Here is a 19,844-nt window from a genome sequence, read left to right on the forward strand (position 1 = left end):
CCGGTCATTGAACGGAGGAATTCCGTGATGCGTCTCTCTCGATACCTGGTCGTACCCGCGATTGCCTTGCTGTTGATACTGGGCGGCTGCGGCGGCGGCGACGATGGGCCCAATAATCCCGGTGGTGGTGGCGGTGGCGGCGGAAACTCGTTCACCGCCGTGATCGACGGCGTCAACTGGACCAGCGACGAGGCCTCGATCTCGGTCTCCGGGATCAACACGCCCACGCGCGAAGGCATGCTGATCGTCACCGGCTTCGAAGCGTCGAGCGGACGTGGGCTGTCGCTGGCGTTCTCGTTCTTCATCGGGCCTGCGTCGCAACCGCTGGGCGTCAACACGGGCACCACCCCGGGCGGGACGGGCACGGTCATCATGGCGCCCGATTCGTGGATGACTCCATTGAGCGGCCAGGCCGGCTTCATTACGCTCTCGGCGCGCACCGCCACCCGCGTGGCCGGCACCTTCAACTTCACGGCCGCGGCCGTGGCCGGCGCCGTTCCGGCCACACGCGTGGTGACCGGCGGCACTTTCGATATCACCAAGGACTCCGGCCTGCCGCCCCTGCCGACGGGCGTCGGCAGCACCGCCATCGCCACGATCGGCGGCGTGCCGTGGTATGCCGCCACGATCATCGGCCTGGGCGGCGGCGGCACCAGCTTCACGCTGGCCGCCGACAACACATCCTACTCGATCACGTTGTCGCCCAAGCAACTGGTGAGCGCCGGCAACACCTACGGCATCCCCTCGCAGATGGGCATCACGGTCCTTCGCACCGGCACCGCGGACTCCTGGTGGGGCGGGCTGGGTGCCGATATCGGGAGCATCACCATCACGACGCTGACCACGAACCGCGTCGTCGCGACGTTCAACGGCAACCTGGTGCCGCTGAACGCCGTCGGGAACCTCGCCGTGGGCGGGGGCGCGATCAACGCCTACCTGCAGTAGCGCCCGCATCGGCGCCCTTCGATGTGCTATAATGGAGCGGATCACGGACTTGACCGGGGCGCGAGACCATCGCGCCCCGGTTCCACCCCGGCGACAAGCAGTACCCCGATGCGACTGACCACCTGTACGGCCTTGGGCGCCGCGCTTCTGTGCGCCACCCTCCTTTGCCTGGATGCCCACGCCGTCGACGTCACCTTCCAGGTGCACATGGCCGACCAGGTGCAGCTTGGCGCCTTCGACCCGGCCCAGGATTTCGTCGATGTGGCCGGCAGCTTCAACGGCTGGGGCTCCAGCCCCCTGACGCCGCTGGCCGATGCCGACGGCGACACGGTGTGGTCGGTGGTCGTGGCCGGCTTCACGACCGGGCAGGGCATCGAGTTCAAGTTCCGGCTCAACGGGCAGTGGGACGGCACCGAGGAGTTTCCCGGGGTCGGCAACAACCGCTCCTACACGGTGCTGGCGAGCGGCAACCTGGTCGACGTCACGTACAACGACTATGCGCCTGCGGGCGGCGGCGGCAGCGATCCCGTGGCCGTGGGCCCCACGCACTGGTGGAACGACACCGTCTTCTACGAGATCCTGGTGCGCAGCTTCAGTGACAGCGACGGTGACGGCATCGGCGACCTGCAGGGCCTGACCACGAAGCTGGACTACCTGAACGACGGCAATCCGGCGACGACGACCGACCTGGGCATCACCGGCATCTGGCTGATGCCCATCAACAACGCGCCCAGCTACCACGGCTACGATTCGCTGGATTACCGCTCCATCAACCCCGACTACGGCACAATGGCCGACTTCGAGGCGTTCCTGGCGGCGGCGCACGCGCGCGGCATCAAGGTCATCATCGACTACGTGATGAACCACTGCTCGAATGAACACCCCTGGTTCGTGGCGGCGCGCCAGAACTCGCCCACCTACCGGAACTGGTTCCGCTGGGCGCCCACCAAGCCGGACGAGACGGGGCCGTGGGGCCAGGGCGTGTGGCACTGGAACCAGTCGGGCTGGTACTACGGGCTGTTCTGGAGCGGCATGCCCGACCTCAACTACGACACGCCGGCCGTGAAGACCGAGATGCTGGACACGGCGGCGTGGTGGCTCGACGCCATCGGCGTGGACGGGTTCCGGCTGGACGCCGTGCTCTACATCGACGAGGACCCGGGCCTGTTGCAGACCACGCCCGCCACTCTGCAGTTCTGGCGGGACTTCAATGCGCACATCAAGGCGGTCGAACCGGACGCGCTCTCGGTGGGCGAGGCCTGGACCGCCAGCAGCACCGTGGCGCAGTACGTCACCAACGACCGGCTCGACCTCTGCTTCGAGTTCGACCTTTCGTACGCGATCCTCGGCGCGGTCAACGGCGGCAACGCCGGGGGCCTGGGCGGCAAGATGGCGCAGGTGCACGCGCTGTACCCGTACCTGCAGTACGCGACGTTCCTGACCAACCACGACCAGGACCGCTCGTTCAACGTGCTGGGCTTCGACCAGGGCAAGGCGAAGGCGGCCGCCGGCCTCTACCTCACCCTGCCCGGCGTACCGTTCCTCTACTACGGCGAGGAGATCGGCATGGTCGGCAACGGCGCGCACGAGTACATCCGCTCGCCGATGCAGTGGACCACGGGCGCCGGCGCCGGCTTCACGACGGGAACGCCGTGGCAGGCCATCAACGCGAACTACCCCCAGTTCAACGTCGCGACCGCGCAGCAGGATACGCAGTCGCTGCTGGCTTGGTACAAGAGGCTGGTGCACGCGCGCAACGGCTCGCCGGCGCTGCGGCGCGGCAACTGCGCCATGCTGGCGGTGTCGGAACCGGCTGCGCTCGCCTATGTCCGCGCCGACAGCCAGCAGGTGGTGCTCTGCCTCGCCAACACGTCCGCGGGCGCGCTGGCCGGGTTCACGGCAACGGCGACGGCGGCCGCGCTGGCGCCCGGCGACTACCTCGCCGTCGACCTGCTCGACCCGGCCGACACCCGCACGATCACCGTCGCGGCCGACGGCCTGATTGACGGGCTCGAACTGGGCGGCCACGAGGTGCGCGCGTACGCGCTGACGGGCGCCTCGGCGGTGGATCCGCGCGGCGGGCAACTGCCGCGCACCGGGCTGCTCCTGGAGCAGAACCACCCGAACCCGTTCAACCCCTCCACGACCATCCGCTACGCGCTGCCCGAGGCGGGGCGGGCACGGCTCGGCATCTACGACGTGGCCGGGCGGGAACTGGCCGTGCTGCTGGACGGGACGCTGGCCGCGGGCGCCGGGGAGATCCGCTGGGACGGCACCGATGCGCGCGGCCTGGCGGTCGGCGCCGGGGTGTATTTCGCACGGCTCGAGACCGACGGCGGGACGCGACTGGCGAAGATGACGCTGGTGAAGTGAGTCCCGCCGGCGATGACTACTGAGACCGCGTCCTCAAGTCCGCTTCCCGCCTGCCGATAACGCAGATCAACGCATTTCGGCACCCTTGGCAGACCTATCGTGGAGCCATAGCATGCGGATCGCCATCGTTGACGACGACCCCGTCAACCTGCAGCTGGTCACGAGCCTCGTGCGCAAGACCGGCGACGGCGAACCCGTGCCGTTCCAGAACCCGCTCGCGGGCCTGCTGTGGTGCACCGAGAACGACGTCGACCTGCTCATCGTCGACTTCCAGATGCCGGAGATCGACGGCATCTCCTTCATCCGCAGCTTCCGCGAGCTTCCCGACAAGTCCGACACGCCGATCCTGATGGTCACCGGCGACCAGGATCGCCAGACGCGCTACGAAGCTCTGCAGTGCGGCGCCACCGATTTCCTGACCAAGCCAGTCGACGCGATCGAGTTCCGGGCCCGCCTGCGGAACATGCTGGCCCTGCGCCACAGCCAGCGCCTGCTGGCGGACCGCGCGGCCCACCTCGCGGCCGAGGTCGCGACGGCAACGGCCGAGATTGCGCGGCGCGAGGACGAGATGATCACGCGGCTGTCGCGGGCGGCGGAATTCCGCGACCCGGAGACGGGCGCCCACATCCTGCGGATGGCCCGATATTCGCACCTCATCGCCGTCCAGATGGGCCTGCGCCCGGGCCAGTGCGACCTGATCATGAAGGCCGCCCCGATGCACGACATCGGCAAGGTCGCCATTCCCGATCACATCCTGCTGAAACCCGGGAAACTGACCCCCGACGAATTCGAGATCATGAAGGGGCACGCGGAGACCGGCTACCAGATCCTGCGCGGCAGTGCCTCGCAGATGCTGCGCATTGCCGCGGGCATCGCCCGTTCCCACCACGAGAAGTACGACGGCACCGGCTACCCGCTCGGCCTTTCCACCGGCATGATCCCCTTGCCGGCCCGCATCGTGGCGGTTGCCGACGTGTTCGACGCCCTGACCAGTTCGCGGCCGTACAAGAAGGCCTGGAGCGTCGAAGAGGCGCTGCAGTTGCTGACTTCGGGCAGCGGCTCGCACTTCGATCCCGTCTGCATCAGCGCCTTCATGGCACGGCTCGACGAGGTGCGTGCCATCAAGGACGCGTACCCCGCCGAGGAACTGCTGCCCGAGCCGGAAACCGACCCGCTGGCCATCGCCACCTGACCCTCGCCCGCCGGACCCGCCGGACGGGCCGATGGCAAGGGTACGTTCGCCCCCCTGTGACCTCACCAAGTGTGCTATATTGCCCCGTCTTTCCCCTGGATGCCGGATCATCGGCGGTCGCCATTGAACGGAGCTCGCGCCATGACCATTCATTCCCGGTTCGCAGCCCTCGCCACGGCGCTGCTCCTGGCCTTTTCAGTGCCGGCGATTGTGGCCGCCGCCGCCCCGCTGGCCACCGCAGACCATCTGGTGATCAGCCAGTTCGTGGTCAAGACCCGGGTGCCCTACGCGACGTTCGGCAGCCCCTTCATCGCGATCACCAACCCGACGGGCAGCGATGTCGACATGGGCAACGTCTACCTGACGGATGCGACACAGCTGCCCCTGACGCTGTACAGCAACATCGCGTTGAACAACCCGACGACGGCCAACCCGGGCGGCGGCGTCGGCGGCGACTTCCACGCGCGCTTCCCCGAGGGCTACGTGCTGCCGGCCGGGGCGACGATCTCGGTGGCGCTCAGCGGCAGCACACAGTACGTGGCCGCCTACGGCCGGCTGCCCGACTTCGAATTGTTCGAGGACGAGAACTACGTGCCCGACGCGGTTTCCGAACTGGTGGCCGCGTTTCCCGGTTCCATCGGGGCCGGCCTGGGCGGTGGCGGCACCAACGTGCCGGCGTTGTCGGACGTGACCGAGAGCATCGTCCTCTACAACTGGGACGGCGTGAGCGACCTGGTGCAGGACCTCGACTATGTCACCTGGGGCACCAGCACCAGCATCCGCGTCGACAAGACCGGTCGCACGGTCGGCGCCTCGACCTACCTGCCCGACACCGCGGTCGCTTCGCAGGTCGCGGTGGCCGCTGCCGGCCCCACCTTCGGCCATGCCTTCCGGCGCACGGGCACCGACGAGGGCGCTGAGGTGCCCACCGGCGGCAACGGACTGACTGGCCACGACGAGACCAGCGAGAACCTGAACGTCACCTGGGTCGATGTCATCGGCTCGACGCCGCCGCCGGCCCCCTCATCGCCGTTCCCGTCGGCGCCCGTGTTCACGTCCGCCTCGCATGCGCCGGCTGTTCCCTGGGTCGGGCTGGCCGTGCCGCTTTCGGTCAGGGTCGTCTCCAACAGCCCCCTGACCGAGGTGGTCTTCCACTACAGCGTCGATGGTGGCGCCTACGCCGACTCGACCGGCGTCTCGCTGGGCAACGGCATCTACGAGACGGTGGTGCCGGGCCAGGCAGGCAACGCCGTGGTCAGCTGGTACTGCACCGCCACCAACAGCGCCGGCCGCAGCGTGTCGACGCCGGTTGCAGCGCCGCGGTACACGAAGGGCTGGACCGTGGCGACGGCGCCACCGGTGGCCGCGCTGCGCAAGACGCCGTACCTGATCTGGCCCGGGGACCCGACGACGATGCAGGTGCTCTGGCAGACCCCATCGACCTGGCCCTGCACGTTCGAGTGGGGTCTCGACACGAACTACACGCTGGGCAGCGTGCCGACCGCCGAGTTCGGCACCGATCACCAGCACACCTACGTGATGACGGGGCTGACGCCGGGCGAGAAGTACTATTTCCGCGTCATTTTCGACCAGACCGTGTATACCGGCTCGTTCCGCGCGGCGCCGCCGCCGGGAACCACGAAGCTGAAGTTCATCGCCTATGGTGACACGCGGACGAACTCTTCCATCCACAACCAGGTCGTCGGCCAGATGATGCACGCGATCGACGTCGACCCCGAGCGCCAGACGCTGGTCGTCTCGGTCGGCGACATCGTCACGAGTGGCGACGACGAAACGAGCTGGGACAACGAGTACTTCCCGGCCGTCTACGCCAACGTCCGCCGGATGGGCACGATGGTCCCGTTCCAGGCCTGCATGGGCAACCACGAAGGCCTTGGGATCCTGTTCCAGAAATACCTGCCGTACCCGTTCGTCAACGGTCGCTACTGGTCCTACGACTACGGCCCGGCGCACTTCACGGTGGTCGACCAGTACGTGAACTACGCACCCGGCTCGGTCCAGTACGAGTGGATCCGCAACGACCTCATGTCGTCGAACAAGCCCTGGCGCTTCGTCGTCCTGCATGAGCCGGGCTGGAGCGCGGGCGGCGGCCACCCGAACAACGCCGCGGTCCAGGCCTACCTGCAGCCCCTGTTCGTGCAGTACGGCGTCTCCATCGTCTTCACCGGGCACAACCACTACTACGCGCGCGCGGTCGTCGACGGCGTCAACCACATCACCACCGGCGGCGGTGGCGGTCCGCTGCACACGCCGGTGCCGAATTCGGAAAACGTTCTGATTGCGGTGCAGTCGTTCCAGTACAGCCGCATCACCATCGACGGCACGCGCCTCGGCTTCGCCGCCGTCAACGGCGCGACCGTGCTGGACACGTTCACCATCGACAAGGTCTCCGGCGTGGAGGCCACTCGCACGCCTTCGCTTCTCGTGCTTCACGGCGCGACGCCCAATCCATTCAACCCGACGACCACGATCCGCTTCGACCTGCCGGCAGCGGGCCGGGTACATCTGGCGGTCTTCGACCTCGCCGGGCGCCTCGTCCGCACCCTTGTCGACGGTGATCGGCCGGCCGGCACCGACGGTGTCGTGTGGGACGGGTGCGACGCCTCGGGCCGCGGCCTGGCTTCGGGCACCTATTTCGCGAGACTGGAAGCCGGCGGAGAGCGTGCCGTCACGAGGATGAGCCTGGTGCGATGAACGGCCTGGGACGCGCGGCGCCGCGAAGCCGCGCGTCCCGGTGCACCTGTTTATCCCGGCGACCTCTTCCATCCTGACGCCAACGGCGCCCCCCGCTGATTTCGGCCGGTCAATCCCCTCGCCAACCAGCAAGCCTCATTCGAAATTGGACTTAGGCATGCCGGGCGTTTGGCCGTCCGGGAGTCACTGCCCCGGCCTGGCCGGCTTCGGCGCGAACGGCCTCGGCACCATGCAGCAGTGCCGCGGCAAGGCTATTGAGATTCGTTCCCAATATATGCTACGGTCTTTACTCGGGTTCTCTGTGTATTCATTGGGGAACCGCTCGCTTCGGTTCCCCGGGGGGAGGCACACATCATGTCCCTTCGGCAATTATTCATCCTCATGACGCTCGGTTGCCTGATCGGCGCCACGGCAATGGCCGCGACGCCCGACTATGCGACGCTCGGCGTCACCAACGGCCAGGATCTCGGAACCACTGTCCATCGGCACGCCAACGGCGGCGCCAGCAAGCTTGTCAATACCCATCGCGTGCCGATGAGCGGCACTCCCGAAGAGATCGCGGCCCGCTTCGTGGCCGAGAACGCACAGACACTCTTCGACGCTCCCGCTGCCAGCGACAAGGCCGGCGATGTGCAGGTCGGCAACCTGACCTTCAAGCTGGTGCGCGTGACTTCGTCGATGTCCGGCGACCATGTCTGGATGCAGGCTTATGCCGGCGACATTCCCGTTCGCGGCGGGTACGTGGTGACACACCTGACGCACGACGGCCAGGTCCTGTTCGTGACCAACGAACTGGGCGATGTCGGCTTCGAACTGGCCGCGAGTGCCGTGTCGCTGGACCGCGCCTCGGCCCTGGCGGCGGCGGCCCGTATTATCGGCGGCGACGGCCTCACGCGCGTCGAACCGAAGGCCGACCTGGTCGTCCTGCGCGAGGGCAACCGCGGTCGCCTGGCCTGGCGCACCGAGACGGCCACCTACAACCCGTACGGCGACTGGGAAATCATGGTCGATGCGGCGAACGGCGCCGAAATCTCGCGCCGCGACCTGATCATCTGCCTCAAGCCCGAGGAAAAGCCGGCGAGCATCAACCCGCCGACCGCTCCCATGACGCCCGACCCGATGAACCTGGGCGGCGCCAAGGGCGCGAAGGCCATCGGCACCGGCCTGGCCTTCATCGCCAACCCGCTGAACAACCACGCCGACCGCTATGGCTGGCGCGACGGCAACGCGATCATCGACACGGCGCGCGATGCTGTCAGCCTGACCAACCTCAGCGGCTCGGGCCTGCTGGCCGGCCCCTGGGTCGAGGTCTTCAATACCGACGCCCCCCGTGCCAACGAGCCCACGCTGACCTACAACTACAGCGCGCTCCTCGCCAACGGACACTTCCAGGAAGTGAACGTCTACTACCATATCAACTACTGGCAGGAGTACATGCAGTCGCTGGGCATCCTCAACGCCCGTGACCGCGTGACCAACTGCTACGCCCACCAGGGCGAGGACGACAACTCCGACTACAGCCCGTCGCAGGACCGCATCCGCTACGGCGACGGCGGCGTCGACGACTCCGACGACGGCGAGATCGTCGTCCACGAGTACGGCCATGCCATCCACAACGACATCGTGCCGGGCTTCGTCTACGCGGGCGAATCCGGCGCCATCAGCGAGGGCTTCGGCGACTACCTGGGCGCCGCCCTGGGCAACAACCCGCTGGTGGGCGAATGGGACGCCACGGCCTACAATGCCGGCCCCCCGCCCTTCCTGCGCCGCACCGACACCACCAAGCACTACCCCGAGGACATCGTGAACCAGGTGCACTCCGACGGCGAGATCATCTCGGCCGCGTGGTGGGACCTGCGCAACCTGGTCGGCCCCACGGTGGGCGACCGCCTCGTGATCGAGGGCATGTTCTACACGGGCACCAGCGCCACCTTCCAGGACTACGCCGACGGCATCGTGGCCGCCGACCAGGCCCTGTACGCCGGTGCGCACGTCGGCTACATCTACCAGGCCTTCGGCGGCCGGGGCATCGGGCCCACGTACCTGCTGAACTTCACGCATGCCCAGCAGGGTGACACCGAAGACCTCTTCGGCCCGTACCACCTGGTGACGACGATCACGCACACGAGCCCGATCACCGCCCCCGACGCCGTGAAGCTGCACTATCGCTACGGCAACGCGGGCGCGTTCACGGAAGTCGTGATGAACCCGACCGGCGGCTTCGACGAGTGGGCGGGCGACCTGCCCGGCCCCGGCGCCATCGGCACGGTCGAGTACTACCTGTCGGTCGTGGATGCCTCCGGCATCGCGGCGTCGCTGCCCGCGTCGGCCCCGGCCGCCGTGCTGAGCTTCGCGGTGGGCCCGGACTCGCAGGCGCCCGTGATCACGCACAACGCGATCACCGACAAGCCGCTGCTGGTGTGGCCGGCCGTGGTGAACGCGACGATCACCGACAACGGCGCCATCAGTTCGGCGACGGTCAGCTACACGCTCAACGGCGTGTCGCAGCCGGCGCTGGCAATGGCGAGCATGGGCGGCAACCTGTTCTCCGCCACCTTCCCGGAAGCCGCGGCCGGCCTGGTCGCCGGTGACGAGTTCACCTACTCGATCACGGCGGTGGACGGCAGCAGCATGGCCAACACGACGGTCAACGGCCCGCACACCTTCCAGATCATCGATGCTCTCGGCGTGGTGCTGATCATCGACGATGACGTGGTGGCGCAGGCCGACGAAAAGTACGACGACAGCAAGGGCGCCTTGCCGGTGCACGTGCGGGACGAGGCGTCCAAGGGCGCCGCGGCCAACGCGATGGCCTCGGTGCTGACGACGGCCGGCTGGGTCGTCTACCAGGAGCCGGCCGCGACCAGCGACCCGGCGACCTGGCCCGGCTACAGCTTCATCATCTCGTCGTCGGGTGCCAACACCAGCCCGGTCGCCGGCGCTCCCTACCGCGCAGCCCTCGAGGCCTACGTGGCGGCGGGCGGCAAGCTCCTGCTCGAAGGCGGCGAGGTGGCCTACGATGCCATCAGTTCGCCGGGCTACCCGACGTTCAAGACGAACGTGGTGCACGGCACGACGTGGAACTCCGACAGCGCCGGCCCGCTTGTCGTGCGCGCGGGCATGGCCACGCACCCGATCATGTCGTTGCCGTTCACGGTCGCCAGCCCGCTGGCGATCAGCTACACCGGCTACGGCGACGAGGATGCGTACGTGGCAGCCGCCGACGCCTATGTCGTGATGGGCACCACGAACTACCCGAACAGCGCCGGCATTGCGGTGTACGACAACACCCCTGACCCGGCCAGTGCCCAGATCGTCAACTTCGCGTTCAACTACGCGGCGCTGACGGACCAGGCCGAGGCAGCCGAGTTGCTGCAGAACACCGCGCTGTTCCTGACGACGCCCGAACTCGGCGGAACCGCGAGCATCTCGGGCGAGGTCACGGTGCTGGGCGGCTCGAACGGCGGCGTGCTGATCACCGCGAACCCGGGCGGGTTCACGGCGACGACGGCGTTCGACGGCACCTACACCATCAGCGGCCTCTACGCGAACACGTACACGGTGACGGCGACGCTGGCCGGCTACGGCTCGGCGCCGCAGATGGTCACGCTGGCCGCGGGGCAGCACGCGACCGACGTGAACTTCGGCCTGGCACCCATTACCGAGTTCTCGTACTGCGCCAGCCCCAGCCTGGCCATTCCCGACAACAACCCGACCGGCGTCTCCACGCAGTTGATGGTGACCGACGGCGACATCCTTGCCGGCATCACCTGCTCGGTGAACGTCACGCACACCTGGAAGGGCGACCTCGTGCTCGAACTGACGTCGCCGCTGGGCACCACCGTCCGCCTGCACAACCGGACGGGCGGCTCCACGGACAACATCGTCGCGCACTTCGGCGTCGACACGGCCGTGGACGGCCCGGGTACGCTGGCCGACTTCGCCGGCCAGTTCCCCATCGGCATGTGGACGCTGCACCTGGTCGATGCCGCCGGTTCGGACACCGGCACCCTGAACAGCTGGTGCCTGAACACGAAGGTCACCAGCTATGTGGTGGCCAACGAGGTGCCCAACGTGACCGTGGCCGTCAACGGCGGCCGCCCGCAGTTGAGCTGGAACGTCGCGCCCGGCATGGCCGACGGCTTCAATGTCTACCGCCGGACCCAGGCCGGGATCCGGACGCGCCTCAACGATTCGCTGGTGATGGCCAGTGACGGCCGCGTCGAGTTCGTGGACCAGTCCGCGGACTTCGCCGTGGGCACGGCGCTGTTCTACAGTGTCGGCGTGGTGCGCGGCGGATCCGAGATCGCGGTCGGAACCGAGATCGAGTACCGTGTGGGAGCCGGGTCGCTGCCGACGGCGTTCGCGCTCTACGGCAACTACCCGAATCCGTTCAACCCGTTGACGACCATCAAGTTCGACCTGCCGCGCGACGGCCATGTGGCGCTGCGGATCTATGACCTGAGTGGCCGTGCGGTCCGCACGCTGGCTGACGACAACCTCGTTCGCGCCACCCACACCTACCAGTGGGACGGCACGGACGACGCCGGTCATCGCCTGGCCAGCGGCGTCTACTATTATCGCGTCGATACCGACACCCAGTCGGCTACCGGCAAGATGATGCTGGTGAAGTAGAGAGCAGACAGCCATCGTTCGGTGCGGCGGCCCGGCCACGGAGCCGGGTCGCCGCCACCGACGAAGCATTCATCGACGACAACGGGCCGCTGACCGCGCCGCGGACGGCGGCCCTTCTCTCCGGGGGGATTGAGTCATGTTCCGATCGTCGCCCGCGGTTCGCCGCATAGCCTTCGCAGCCTTCGTGGCCACTGTTTGCCCGGCACTTCTGGCACCCGCCGTTTCATCGGCTGCCGGAGTCGCTTTCCTGCCCGGCGCCACCCGCGAGGCGGCGCCGGTCGGTGGATCCGACCTTTCGGTGCTCGTACGGGAGCTGCCCGAGGGACTGCTGGTGACCGACCGCCTGGCGCCCGGCGCCGGGAACCGCTTCGGCACGCCGTTCACGGCGAAGTCCGCGGGTTCCGAATGGTACCTGATCCAGCCGAAGGGCCATCGGCATCCGGCGGCCGAGATCGAGGCCCAGCTGGAAGGCATCGCCCACATCCACCTGGCCACCGGGTCGGCCTGGGTGATCGAAGTGCCGGCGGAAAACCTCCGCGACTTCGCCCACCTCGACCTGTGCCGCGAGCGCCTGCCCCTGGAGGCGCCGCCTGCCGGCTGGGATCGCGTGCGTTCGCGGCCCGTCATGCCGTCCGCTGCCAAGGATGCGGCGCAGAAGGCGGCGTTCGTCGACATGATCAGCCAGCCCGCCATCTTCCAGACCATCCAGGAGATCAGCGGCGCGGCCCTGTTCTGGCACAACGGTGCACTGCAGTCGGTCAACAACCGGCACATCAGCTCGGCCAAGCACACGCTGGCCGCCGACTACATGGCCGCCAAGCTGGCCGCGCTGGGCTACACGGTCACGTTCGAGTCCTTCACGCAGGGCGGTTACGCCTGCCGCAACATCGTCGCGACGAAGCTCGGCACGGTGACACCGTCCGAGTACGTGATCGTGGGCGGGCACTACGACTCGATTTCCCAGAGCACCAGCACCTCCGCACCGGGCGCCGAGGACAACGGCTCCGGCACGGCGCTGGTCCTGGAGCTGGCCCGCATCGCCGCCCCGCGTGACTTCGAACGCTCGATCCAGTTCGTCCTGTTCGACGCCGAGGAGCAGGGCCTGATTGGCAGCCAGCGCTTCGTCAACACCGCGGTGTCGCAGGGTCGCGATATCGTCGCCGCGATCATCCACGACATGGTCGCGTACTACAGCGCCAACTATGCCATGCGCATCGAGGGCGAGACGCCCTGGGAATGGCTGATGACGATCATGGCCGGCAATGTCGACGCCTTCACCGACATCGGGAGGCAAAAGGACTACTACAGCTGGGGCAGCGATCACGTTCCATTCCAGGACGCCGGCATCCCGGCCTTCCTGTCCATCGACTACGACTACGACAGCTACGCCCCCTACCACCGCACGACCGACACCTGGGCCGCCATCACGGCCACGGCGCCCATCGCCACGCAGATCGCGCGCGCGGACGCGGCCACCCTGGCCGACGTTGCCGGGCTGCTGCCCGACTACGTGGCCGGGACGGGCGACGTGCCGGCCGGCGCCCGGCCCGTGCTGAGCGCGGCGCCGAACCCGTTCAATCCGCGTGTCGAAATCTCGTTCTCCCTGCGGGAACCGGCGAACGCGGCCCGCCTGGCCGTGTACGACCTGGCCGGACGCCAGGTGCGCGAGCTGGCCGGCGGATCGCTGGACGCCGGTGCGCACGCGTTCACCTGGGACGGCCTCGACGATGCGGGCCGGTCGCAGTCCAGCGGCAGCTACGTGTGCCGCCTCGAGCTGGGCAACGGCGGCGAGCCGGCGAGCGTGAAGCTCAACCTCGTCCGGTAGCTGCCTGCCGATGTCGGCCGCCGGCCGGACCGCGGTGTTGATCCGCGGCGGCCGGCGGTCTAGACTCCCCGCCGAAGTCCCGATTCCCCCCAAGGAGATGGTAATGAGAAAAGCACTGCCACTCATGATCCTGCTGATGCTGGCCGTCCCGGCGCTGCTCCTGGCCGACGGAGGCCAGGACGACCCCGTGACGCGCAACGAAGCGCTCGCGCTCAAGACGAGCGTCAAGGCCGTGGTCGACGCGCTGGGTGCCCCTCCCGCCGGTTATGCCAAGTCGAAGGAGGAGTTCGATCTCCCCACGTCGATGGGCATCGACAAGTCGTCGGGTGTCTTCTACCTGACGCAGACCCGCGGTGAGTTCGAGTTCACCAGCGGCAAGAGCGGCGAGCAGCTTGCGCAGGAGTACCAGACGAAGATGATGGCCGCCCAGTCCAAGGGCGACTTCGCCGAGATCCAGCGGCTGACCACCGAGATGCAGACCACGATGATGTCGGCCATGGGCGCGGAGATGTCGAAGGTGCAGGTCAATGTGATCCTGAACACCAACCCGCACCAGAAGATCGACCCCGAGGGTGTCATCTGGGAAGCGCCCGGCGCCATCGCGCTGCGCACCGAGAGCTCCGACAACAACACGCACCTGATGCTCGCCTTCGACCCGAAGGCGCTCGCGGACACCCAGACGGTCTCGCTGGTGGACCTGGGCGAGGGACTCCACGCGGCGGCCAAACAGAAGACTGCGGTGCGCACGATCGTGGTCGAGCTCCAGGGCCCCGAAGCCGTCGTCACCGAGTGGGCGAAGGGCGTCGACAAGGCGAAGATCCTGGCGCTGATCGGCGAATAGCCGCCGCGCAGGCGAGATATGGAGCGGCCCCCGGGAGCAATGCCCGGGGGCCGCGTCGCTTATGGGGCGCCCGCCCCTTCGGCAAGGCGGCGGCCCCGGGCACGTTCGGGTTTCCGCAGCGCCGGCCCATCTGTTACATTCGTAACCGCTTCCCGCGTACCCCCCGACAACGGCACGCAACCCTTTGGAGACGACGATGCGATCGAGATTGGCCGCCCTGCTGGCGCTGGTGTTCCTGGCGTCCCTGGCCGCGACGGCGTGCGCCCAGGCCGACGACCCCAACCTCTGGCTCGAGGAAGTCGACGGCAAGAAGGCCCTCGAATGGGTCAAGGAGCGCAGCGCGAAGGATACCGCCGAACTCGAGGCGGTGCCCGTGTTCGAACCCATCCACGCGCGCCTGCTGGAGATCTACAACGACCGCGCGCGCATTCCCGGCGTGAACTTCGAGGGCGGCTGGCTCTACAACTTCTGGCAGGACGCCGAGCACGTCCGCGGCATCTGGCGCCGCACGTTCCTCGACGAGTACCTGAAGGACAGCCCGTCGTGGGACGTGGTGCTCGACCTCGATGCGCTGGCGAAAGCCGAGGGCGAGAACTGGGTCTGGCAGGGCGCCGACTTCCTGCAGCCGGCCGGCCGGCTGTGCCTGGTGACGCTGTCGCGCGGCGGCGGCGACGCCGCGGTGGTGCGCGAGTTCGACACCGTGGCCAAGGCTTTCGTCGAGGGCGGCTTCGCCCTGCCCGAGGCCAAGTCCCAGGCCTCCTGGAAGGATGAGGACACACTGTGGGTGGGCACCGACTTCGGTCCCGGTTCGCTCACCGACTCGGGCTACCCGCGCCTGGTCAAGATGTGGCGTCGCGGCACCCCGCTGACGAGCGCCGTCACGGTGTTCGAGGGCGAGCAGACCGATGTCTCGGTGGGCGGCTACACCGCCGTGACCCCCGAGGGGACCTACGACATCATCAACCGCACGCCGGAGTTCTTCCGCGGCCTGACGTATCTCCGGCTGGACGGGCACCTGGTCAGGGTGGATATCCCCGCTGACGCCGAGTTCCAGGGCTTCTTCAAGGGCCAGATGCTGGTCTCGCTGCGCACCGACTGGACTGTCGGCGGACACACCTGGCCGCAGGACGCGCTCCTGGCGATCGGCGTCGAGGACTTCCTGGCCGGCGACCGCGACTTCACGCAGCTGTTCACCCCGGGCGAGCGCGTCTCGCTGGGCGGCGTCAGCACCACGCGCAACCACCTGCTGCTGTCCACGCTGGACAACGTGAGCAGCCGCCTCTATCGCCTGACCCTGTCCGAAGGCAAGTGGCTCCGCGAGGAGATCGCCCTGCCGGGCCTCGGCACGGGCGGCCCCGGCGCCACCAGCGATGACCACGACACGTTCTTCGTCAGCTACAACGACTTCCTCACGCCGTCGAGCCAGTACCTGGCGGAGCCGGGCCAGGCCCTCCGCCGCGTCAAGACGATGCCGACGCACTTCGACGCGACCGGGATGAAGGTCGAGCAGTACGAAGCCACGTCGAAGGACGGCACGAAGATCCCCTACTTCATCTTCATGCCGAAGGACTACACGGCCAATGGTGCCAACCCGACGGTGCTCTACGGCTACGGCGGCTTCGAGGTGTCGATGCGCCCCGGCTACTCGGGCACCACCGGCGACGCCTGGGTGGCGCGCGGCGGCGTGTACGTGCTGGCCAACATCCGCGGCGGCGGCGAGTTCGGGCCGCGCTGGCACCAGGCCGCGGTCCAGGAGAACCACCAGAACACCTTCGATGACTTCATCGCCGTGGCGGAGGACCTGATCGCGCGCAAGGTCACCTCGCCCGCGCACCTCGGCATCATGGGCGGCTCCAACGGCGGCCTGCTCGTGGGCGCCACGTTCACGCAGCGGCCCGAGCTGTTCAACGCGGTCGTCTGCCAGGTGCCCCTGCTCGACATGAAGCGCTACAACAAGCTGCTGGCCGGCGCGAGCTGGATGGAGGAGTACGGCAACCCCGACACCGCCGACTGGGACTTCATGCAGAAGTGGTCGCCGTACCAGAACCTGGACAAGTCGAAGACCTACCCGAAGGTGTTCTTCAACACCTCCACCCGCGACGACCGCGTGCACCCGGGCCACGCCCGCAAGATGGTCAAGCGCATGACCGACATGGGCAAGCCCGTCTACTACTACGAGAACACCGAGGGCGGGCACGGCGCCGCCGCGAACCTGAACCAGCGGGCCTACATGTGGGCGCTGACCTATTCCTACCTCTGGAAGATGCTGAAGTAGGCGGCGAAACGCGGTTCGAACGGACAGCGCCCCCCGGCCCCGGCGGTCGGGGGGCGCTTCTTTTCGCCGGCTTCGGGACACGTCCGGCCCATGCGACGCGGGTCGACGCGGGCAAGCGCCCCGTGCTAGACTGCCCGCTCCCTGAAGCGCCCGGTCCCCCCTGCCCCGTGGAGTGCGGTCAATGACCCGTCCCAATCCAGCCGCCCCGGCGCCGGTTTTGCCGCTGCGCCAGATCGGGCTCTATGCGGCAACCTGCATCACCGTGGGCAACATCATCGGCTCGGGCATCTTCCGCAGCCCCCACACGGTAGGCCAGCACCTCGATTCGCTGACGCTGGTCCTGGCGGCCTGGATCCTGGGCGGCGCCCTGTCGCTGTGCGGCTCGCTGGTGCTGGCCGAGCTGGCGGTGGCGCGCCCGAAGACCGGCGGCCTCTACGTCTTCATCCGCGAGGGCTTCGGCGACGCCTTCGGGTTCGTGTTCGGCTGGGCCAACCTGTGGGTGATCAAGCCGACGCTGATCGCCTCGGTCACAAGCGTCTTCGCGCTCTACTTCTGCCAGGCCGCCGGGCTGCCCGGGGCTGCGGCGTTGCCGGTGGGCATCGCCGCCATCCTGCTGCTGACGTTCGTCAACTGGCTGGGCGTGCGCGAGGGCGTGCGCACGCAGACCATCTTCACGACGCTGAAGGTGCTCGGCATCGCGGCGCTGTGCGTGTGCGCGTTCACGCTGCCGCACACCGGCCCCGGCGAGGACGCCCTCCGCGCGGTGGCCGAGGCGGGCCCGAACACGGGCCACCCCTCGCTGCTGCTGGGCCTGGTGCTGGCGATGATCCCGATCCTCTTCGCCTACGACGGCTGGACCGACTCGACGTACGTGGCCGGCGAGATCAAGGACCCGCGCCGCGCGCTGCCGTTCAGCATTCTGGGCGGCACGGTGCTGGTGATCGGCGTCTACGTGCTGACGAACCTCGCCTACTACACAGTGCTGTCGCCGGCCGAGGTCGCCGCCATCGAACCAGTCGGTTCGGAGACGATCGGCCGCATCCTCGGCACCTGGGGCCAGCAGGCGCTGGCGGTGCTCGTGGCCGTGTCCACGTTCGGCACGGCCAACGGCTCCATCCTGACCGGCCCGCGCGTGACGCAGGCGATGGCCGCCGACGGCCTGCTCTGGAAGCCGCTGGCCGCACTCGACCCCAAGCGCGCCACGCCCGCCCTGGCGCTGTGGCTGCAGGCGGGGCTGTCGTGCGTGTGGCTGTGGGCGTCCGGGAGCTTCGAGGATGTCTCGGGCTGGTTCGTGACGACGTCTTGGCTGTTCTACGCGCTGACGACGGCTGCGCTCTTCCGCCAGCGCGCGCGGGAGAAGCGCGAGGGCCGCCGCCTCTCGGACTACCGCACCTGGCTGTACCCGGTCACGCCGGTGCTGTTCATCCTGGTGACGGTGGCGCTGATCGGCAGCGACCTGCACGACCAGGGTTGGCGTGCGGCGGCGGGCGTGTTGATCGCGGCGCTGGGGTGGCCGGTGTACCTGGTGTTCTGGCGGCGGCGCGGCGCCGCGAGGTAGGTTCAGGCGTGCTCACGCCCGGGAAGTGACAGGGAGCAGCCAGTAGTTCAGCGACTTGCCTCTCCGAGGACCCCGGCCTGCAGCGGCCGGGGTCTCCTTCTTGTCCGCAAGCGGATTCACAAGCGTTGTCTGGTGGGACTATGCCCTGCTTGGGGCTAATCCAGGCAATACGGATCGGTCATGCCGATCGGCGGCGAGACGTACGTCATGACGAAACACTGCTCATTCACGGCACTGTCGCCGAAGATCACCGTCGCTCCGGAAGTGTTCTGATAAGTGAAGTCGAGCTTCACTCGATCCCCGGCGCCGAGGGCGACGGGCGCAAAGGATGTGATCCGCGTTTGGCCGAGATCGAAACTCTCGTCCACAATGATGGTATCGGGGAATCCGGTAGTGACCTTCGCATGGGTTCCGTAGCGATTCGAGTACGGCATCACCGCGAAGATGCTGGTGGCCGTTGCGAGCGTACACTCAGCCGTTACGGTGATCGTTTGTGCGGCGGGAATCGACAGAGAAACACTGCCGGCCAGGAATCCCTCGGCTTCCGAATATCCGGCGGCAGCGCCCGCCATGAGCAAATCGATGGTCGCGTGCCCGGCCAGCGAACCCGCCGTGTCATTTACCAGGTGCACAACCAGAACCAGCTGCTCTCCCGGATTCAGCTTGAACCCGACATCATCCGGTAGCGTCAACGCGCCCGTGCCGGTGCCCGCCACGAAGAGAAGGCGCCAATCGCTCTCGAGCGCAGCGGTGCAGGCGGCAGTTCCCGCAGCACCAGGTGTTTCATCGACAGCGAGCCAGACCCTGAAAACTCCAGAACCGAGAGTCGGCGTGAACCTCTTGATCCAGGTCGTGGCTGCCACACCAACTCGTGTGCATTGGTAGGTTTCCGCTCCAGAGCCCACCGAGTAATCTGAACGGATCGATTGCGTCGCGTCCGCGTCATCGGCCGGCCCCGAATCCTTGTCGTTGCCGCCGCAGGAGGCGACTAGAAGTACGATGGCGAAAACCGCCCAGCAGTTGCGCATGTCAAGTCCTCTATGGTTTCGGCGCGCCGATCTCTCACCGACCAGTCCGACCGGATCACAGGCGGGAAGTCGGTGCGCACCGCTGTTACCTTGAGATCACAATCACCCGCCCGATTGTCGCAGTTCCAGCCTCGCCGGTCAATGCGTCCGGATAGAACCTAAGGCCGCTGCTGGACGGGAGCGGCAAGCGCATTCCTGAATTCATGATCGCGCCTGAGTTGGATGCGGCCATTCAAGAAGCCGATCGGCCTTTCCGTCGCCAGGAGGATAGGCATCATAGGGGCATGGCGTCCGCCCGCCTTATCGGAATTGGGCCTTCAGGTCTCCCCAGAAAGTAGAGTCTGTGGGTACCGGCCCGTTCGCGAACGGCTCAAACTGCACCACCGCGTATATCGCCGGGTTGTCATTCCCGTCCACGATCCAGCTGGCGATGGTCGCGGCCGAGTCCGTCCCCAAT

At 67.8% G+C, this 19,844-nt stretch carries 10 protein-coding genes; 9 read left to right on the forward strand and 1 reads right to left on the reverse strand.

Going from position 1 to position 19,844, the window contains the following annotated elements:
• Nucleotides 1-27 precede the first annotated feature (27 nt).
• The 9 genes from IPG61_16010 to IPG61_16050 all read left to right on the forward strand — a co-directional run bounded on the left by IPG61_16010 (nt 28) and on the right by IPG61_16050 (nt 18,359).
• The gene (locus IPG61_16010; protein ID MBK6735545.1) at nt 28-945 is read left to right on the forward strand and encodes a hypothetical protein; all 918 of its coding nucleotides are present in this window, start codon (nt 28-30) and stop codon (nt 943-945) included.
• Nucleotides 946-1,053: 108 nt separating this feature from the next.
• Nucleotides 1,054-3,318: a hypothetical protein gene (locus tag IPG61_16015; GenBank protein ID MBK6735546.1), complete on the forward strand. Its 2,265-nt coding sequence runs from the start codon at nt 1,054-1,056 to the stop codon at nt 3,316-3,318.
• Between the two features lie 112 nt (nt 3,319-3,430).
• Nucleotides 3,431-4,510, forward strand: a complete 1,080-nt coding sequence (locus IPG61_16020; protein MBK6735547.1) for a response regulator — start codon at nt 3,431-3,433, stop codon at nt 4,508-4,510.
• 141 nt (nt 4,511-4,651) lie between these two features.
• Nucleotides 4,652-7,225 carry a metallophosphoesterase gene (locus tag IPG61_16025; GenBank protein MBK6735548.1) on the forward strand — a complete coding sequence of 858 codons (2,574 nt, stop codon included), beginning with the start codon at nt 4,652-4,654 and terminating at the stop codon, nt 7,223-7,225.
• A gap of 354 nt (nt 7,226-7,579) precedes the next feature.
• Nucleotides 7,580-11,860 carry a proprotein convertase P-domain-containing protein gene (locus IPG61_16030; GenBank protein MBK6735549.1) on the forward strand — a complete coding sequence of 1,427 codons (4,281 nt, stop codon included), beginning with the start codon at nt 7,580-7,582 and terminating at the stop codon, nt 11,858-11,860.
• A 136-nt stretch (nt 11,861-11,996) separates the two neighbouring features.
• On the forward strand, nt 11,997-13,685 hold the full coding sequence (locus tag IPG61_16035; GenBank protein ID MBK6735550.1) for a M28 family peptidase: 1,689 nt from the start codon (nt 11,997-11,999) through the stop codon (nt 13,683-13,685).
• A gap of 103 nt (nt 13,686-13,788) precedes the next feature.
• Nucleotides 13,789-14,526, forward strand: coding sequence for a hypothetical protein (locus IPG61_16040; GenBank protein MBK6735551.1), 738 nt, complete (start codon nt 13,789-13,791; stop codon nt 14,524-14,526).
• Between the two features lie 196 nt (nt 14,527-14,722).
• Nucleotides 14,723-16,801, forward strand: coding sequence for a S9 family peptidase (locus IPG61_16045; GenBank protein ID MBK6735552.1), 2,079 nt, complete (start codon nt 14,723-14,725; stop codon nt 16,799-16,801).
• 181 nt (nt 16,802-16,982) lie between these two features.
• Nucleotides 16,983-18,359, forward strand: coding sequence for an amino acid permease (locus IPG61_16050; GenBank protein MBK6735553.1), 1,377 nt, complete (start codon nt 16,983-16,985; stop codon nt 18,357-18,359).
• Nucleotides 18,360-18,514: 155 nt separating this feature from the next.
• Here the strand turns inward: IPG61_16050 and IPG61_16055 are convergent, their stop codons facing one another.
• Entirely contained in the window at nt 18,515-19,387 is an 873-nt protein-coding gene (locus IPG61_16055) for a hypothetical protein (protein ID MBK6735554.1), read from the reverse strand.
• Nucleotides 19,388-19,844: the final 457 nt, after the last annotated feature.

Source organism: bacterium (assembly GCA_016703265.1).
GTDB lineage: Bacteria > Krumholzibacteriota > Krumholzibacteriia > LZORAL124-64-63 > LZORAL124-64-63 > CAINDZ01.

Excerpts from the sequence above, each read along its gene's own strand:
- IPG61_16010 (MBK6735545.1), top strand. The coding sequence starts at position 28 with ATGCGTCTCTCTCGATACCTGGTCGTACCCGCGATTGCCTTGCTGTTG.
- IPG61_16015 (MBK6735546.1), top strand. The coding sequence starts at position 1,054 with ATGCGACTGACCACCTGTACGGCCTTGGGCGCCGCGCTTCTGTGCGCC.
- IPG61_16020 (MBK6735547.1), top strand. The coding sequence starts at position 3,431 with ATGCGGATCGCCATCGTTGACGACGACCCCGTCAACCTGCAGCTGGTC.
- IPG61_16025 (MBK6735548.1), top strand. The coding sequence starts at position 4,652 with ATGACCATTCATTCCCGGTTCGCAGCCCTCGCCACGGCGCTGCTCCTG.
- IPG61_16030 (MBK6735549.1), top strand. The coding sequence starts at position 7,580 with ATGTCCCTTCGGCAATTATTCATCCTCATGACGCTCGGTTGCCTGATC.
- IPG61_16035 (MBK6735550.1), top strand. The coding sequence starts at position 11,997 with ATGTTCCGATCGTCGCCCGCGGTTCGCCGCATAGCCTTCGCAGCCTTC.
- IPG61_16040 (MBK6735551.1), top strand. The coding sequence starts at position 13,789 with ATGAGAAAAGCACTGCCACTCATGATCCTGCTGATGCTGGCCGTCCCG.
- IPG61_16045 (MBK6735552.1), top strand. The coding sequence starts at position 14,723 with ATGCGATCGAGATTGGCCGCCCTGCTGGCGCTGGTGTTCCTGGCGTCC.
- IPG61_16050 (MBK6735553.1), top strand. The coding sequence starts at position 16,983 with ATGACCCGTCCCAATCCAGCCGCCCCGGCGCCGGTTTTGCCGCTGCGC.
- IPG61_16055 (MBK6735554.1), bottom strand. The coding sequence starts at position 19,387 with ATGCGCAACTGCTGGGCGGTTTTCGCCATCGTACTTCTAGTCGCCTCC.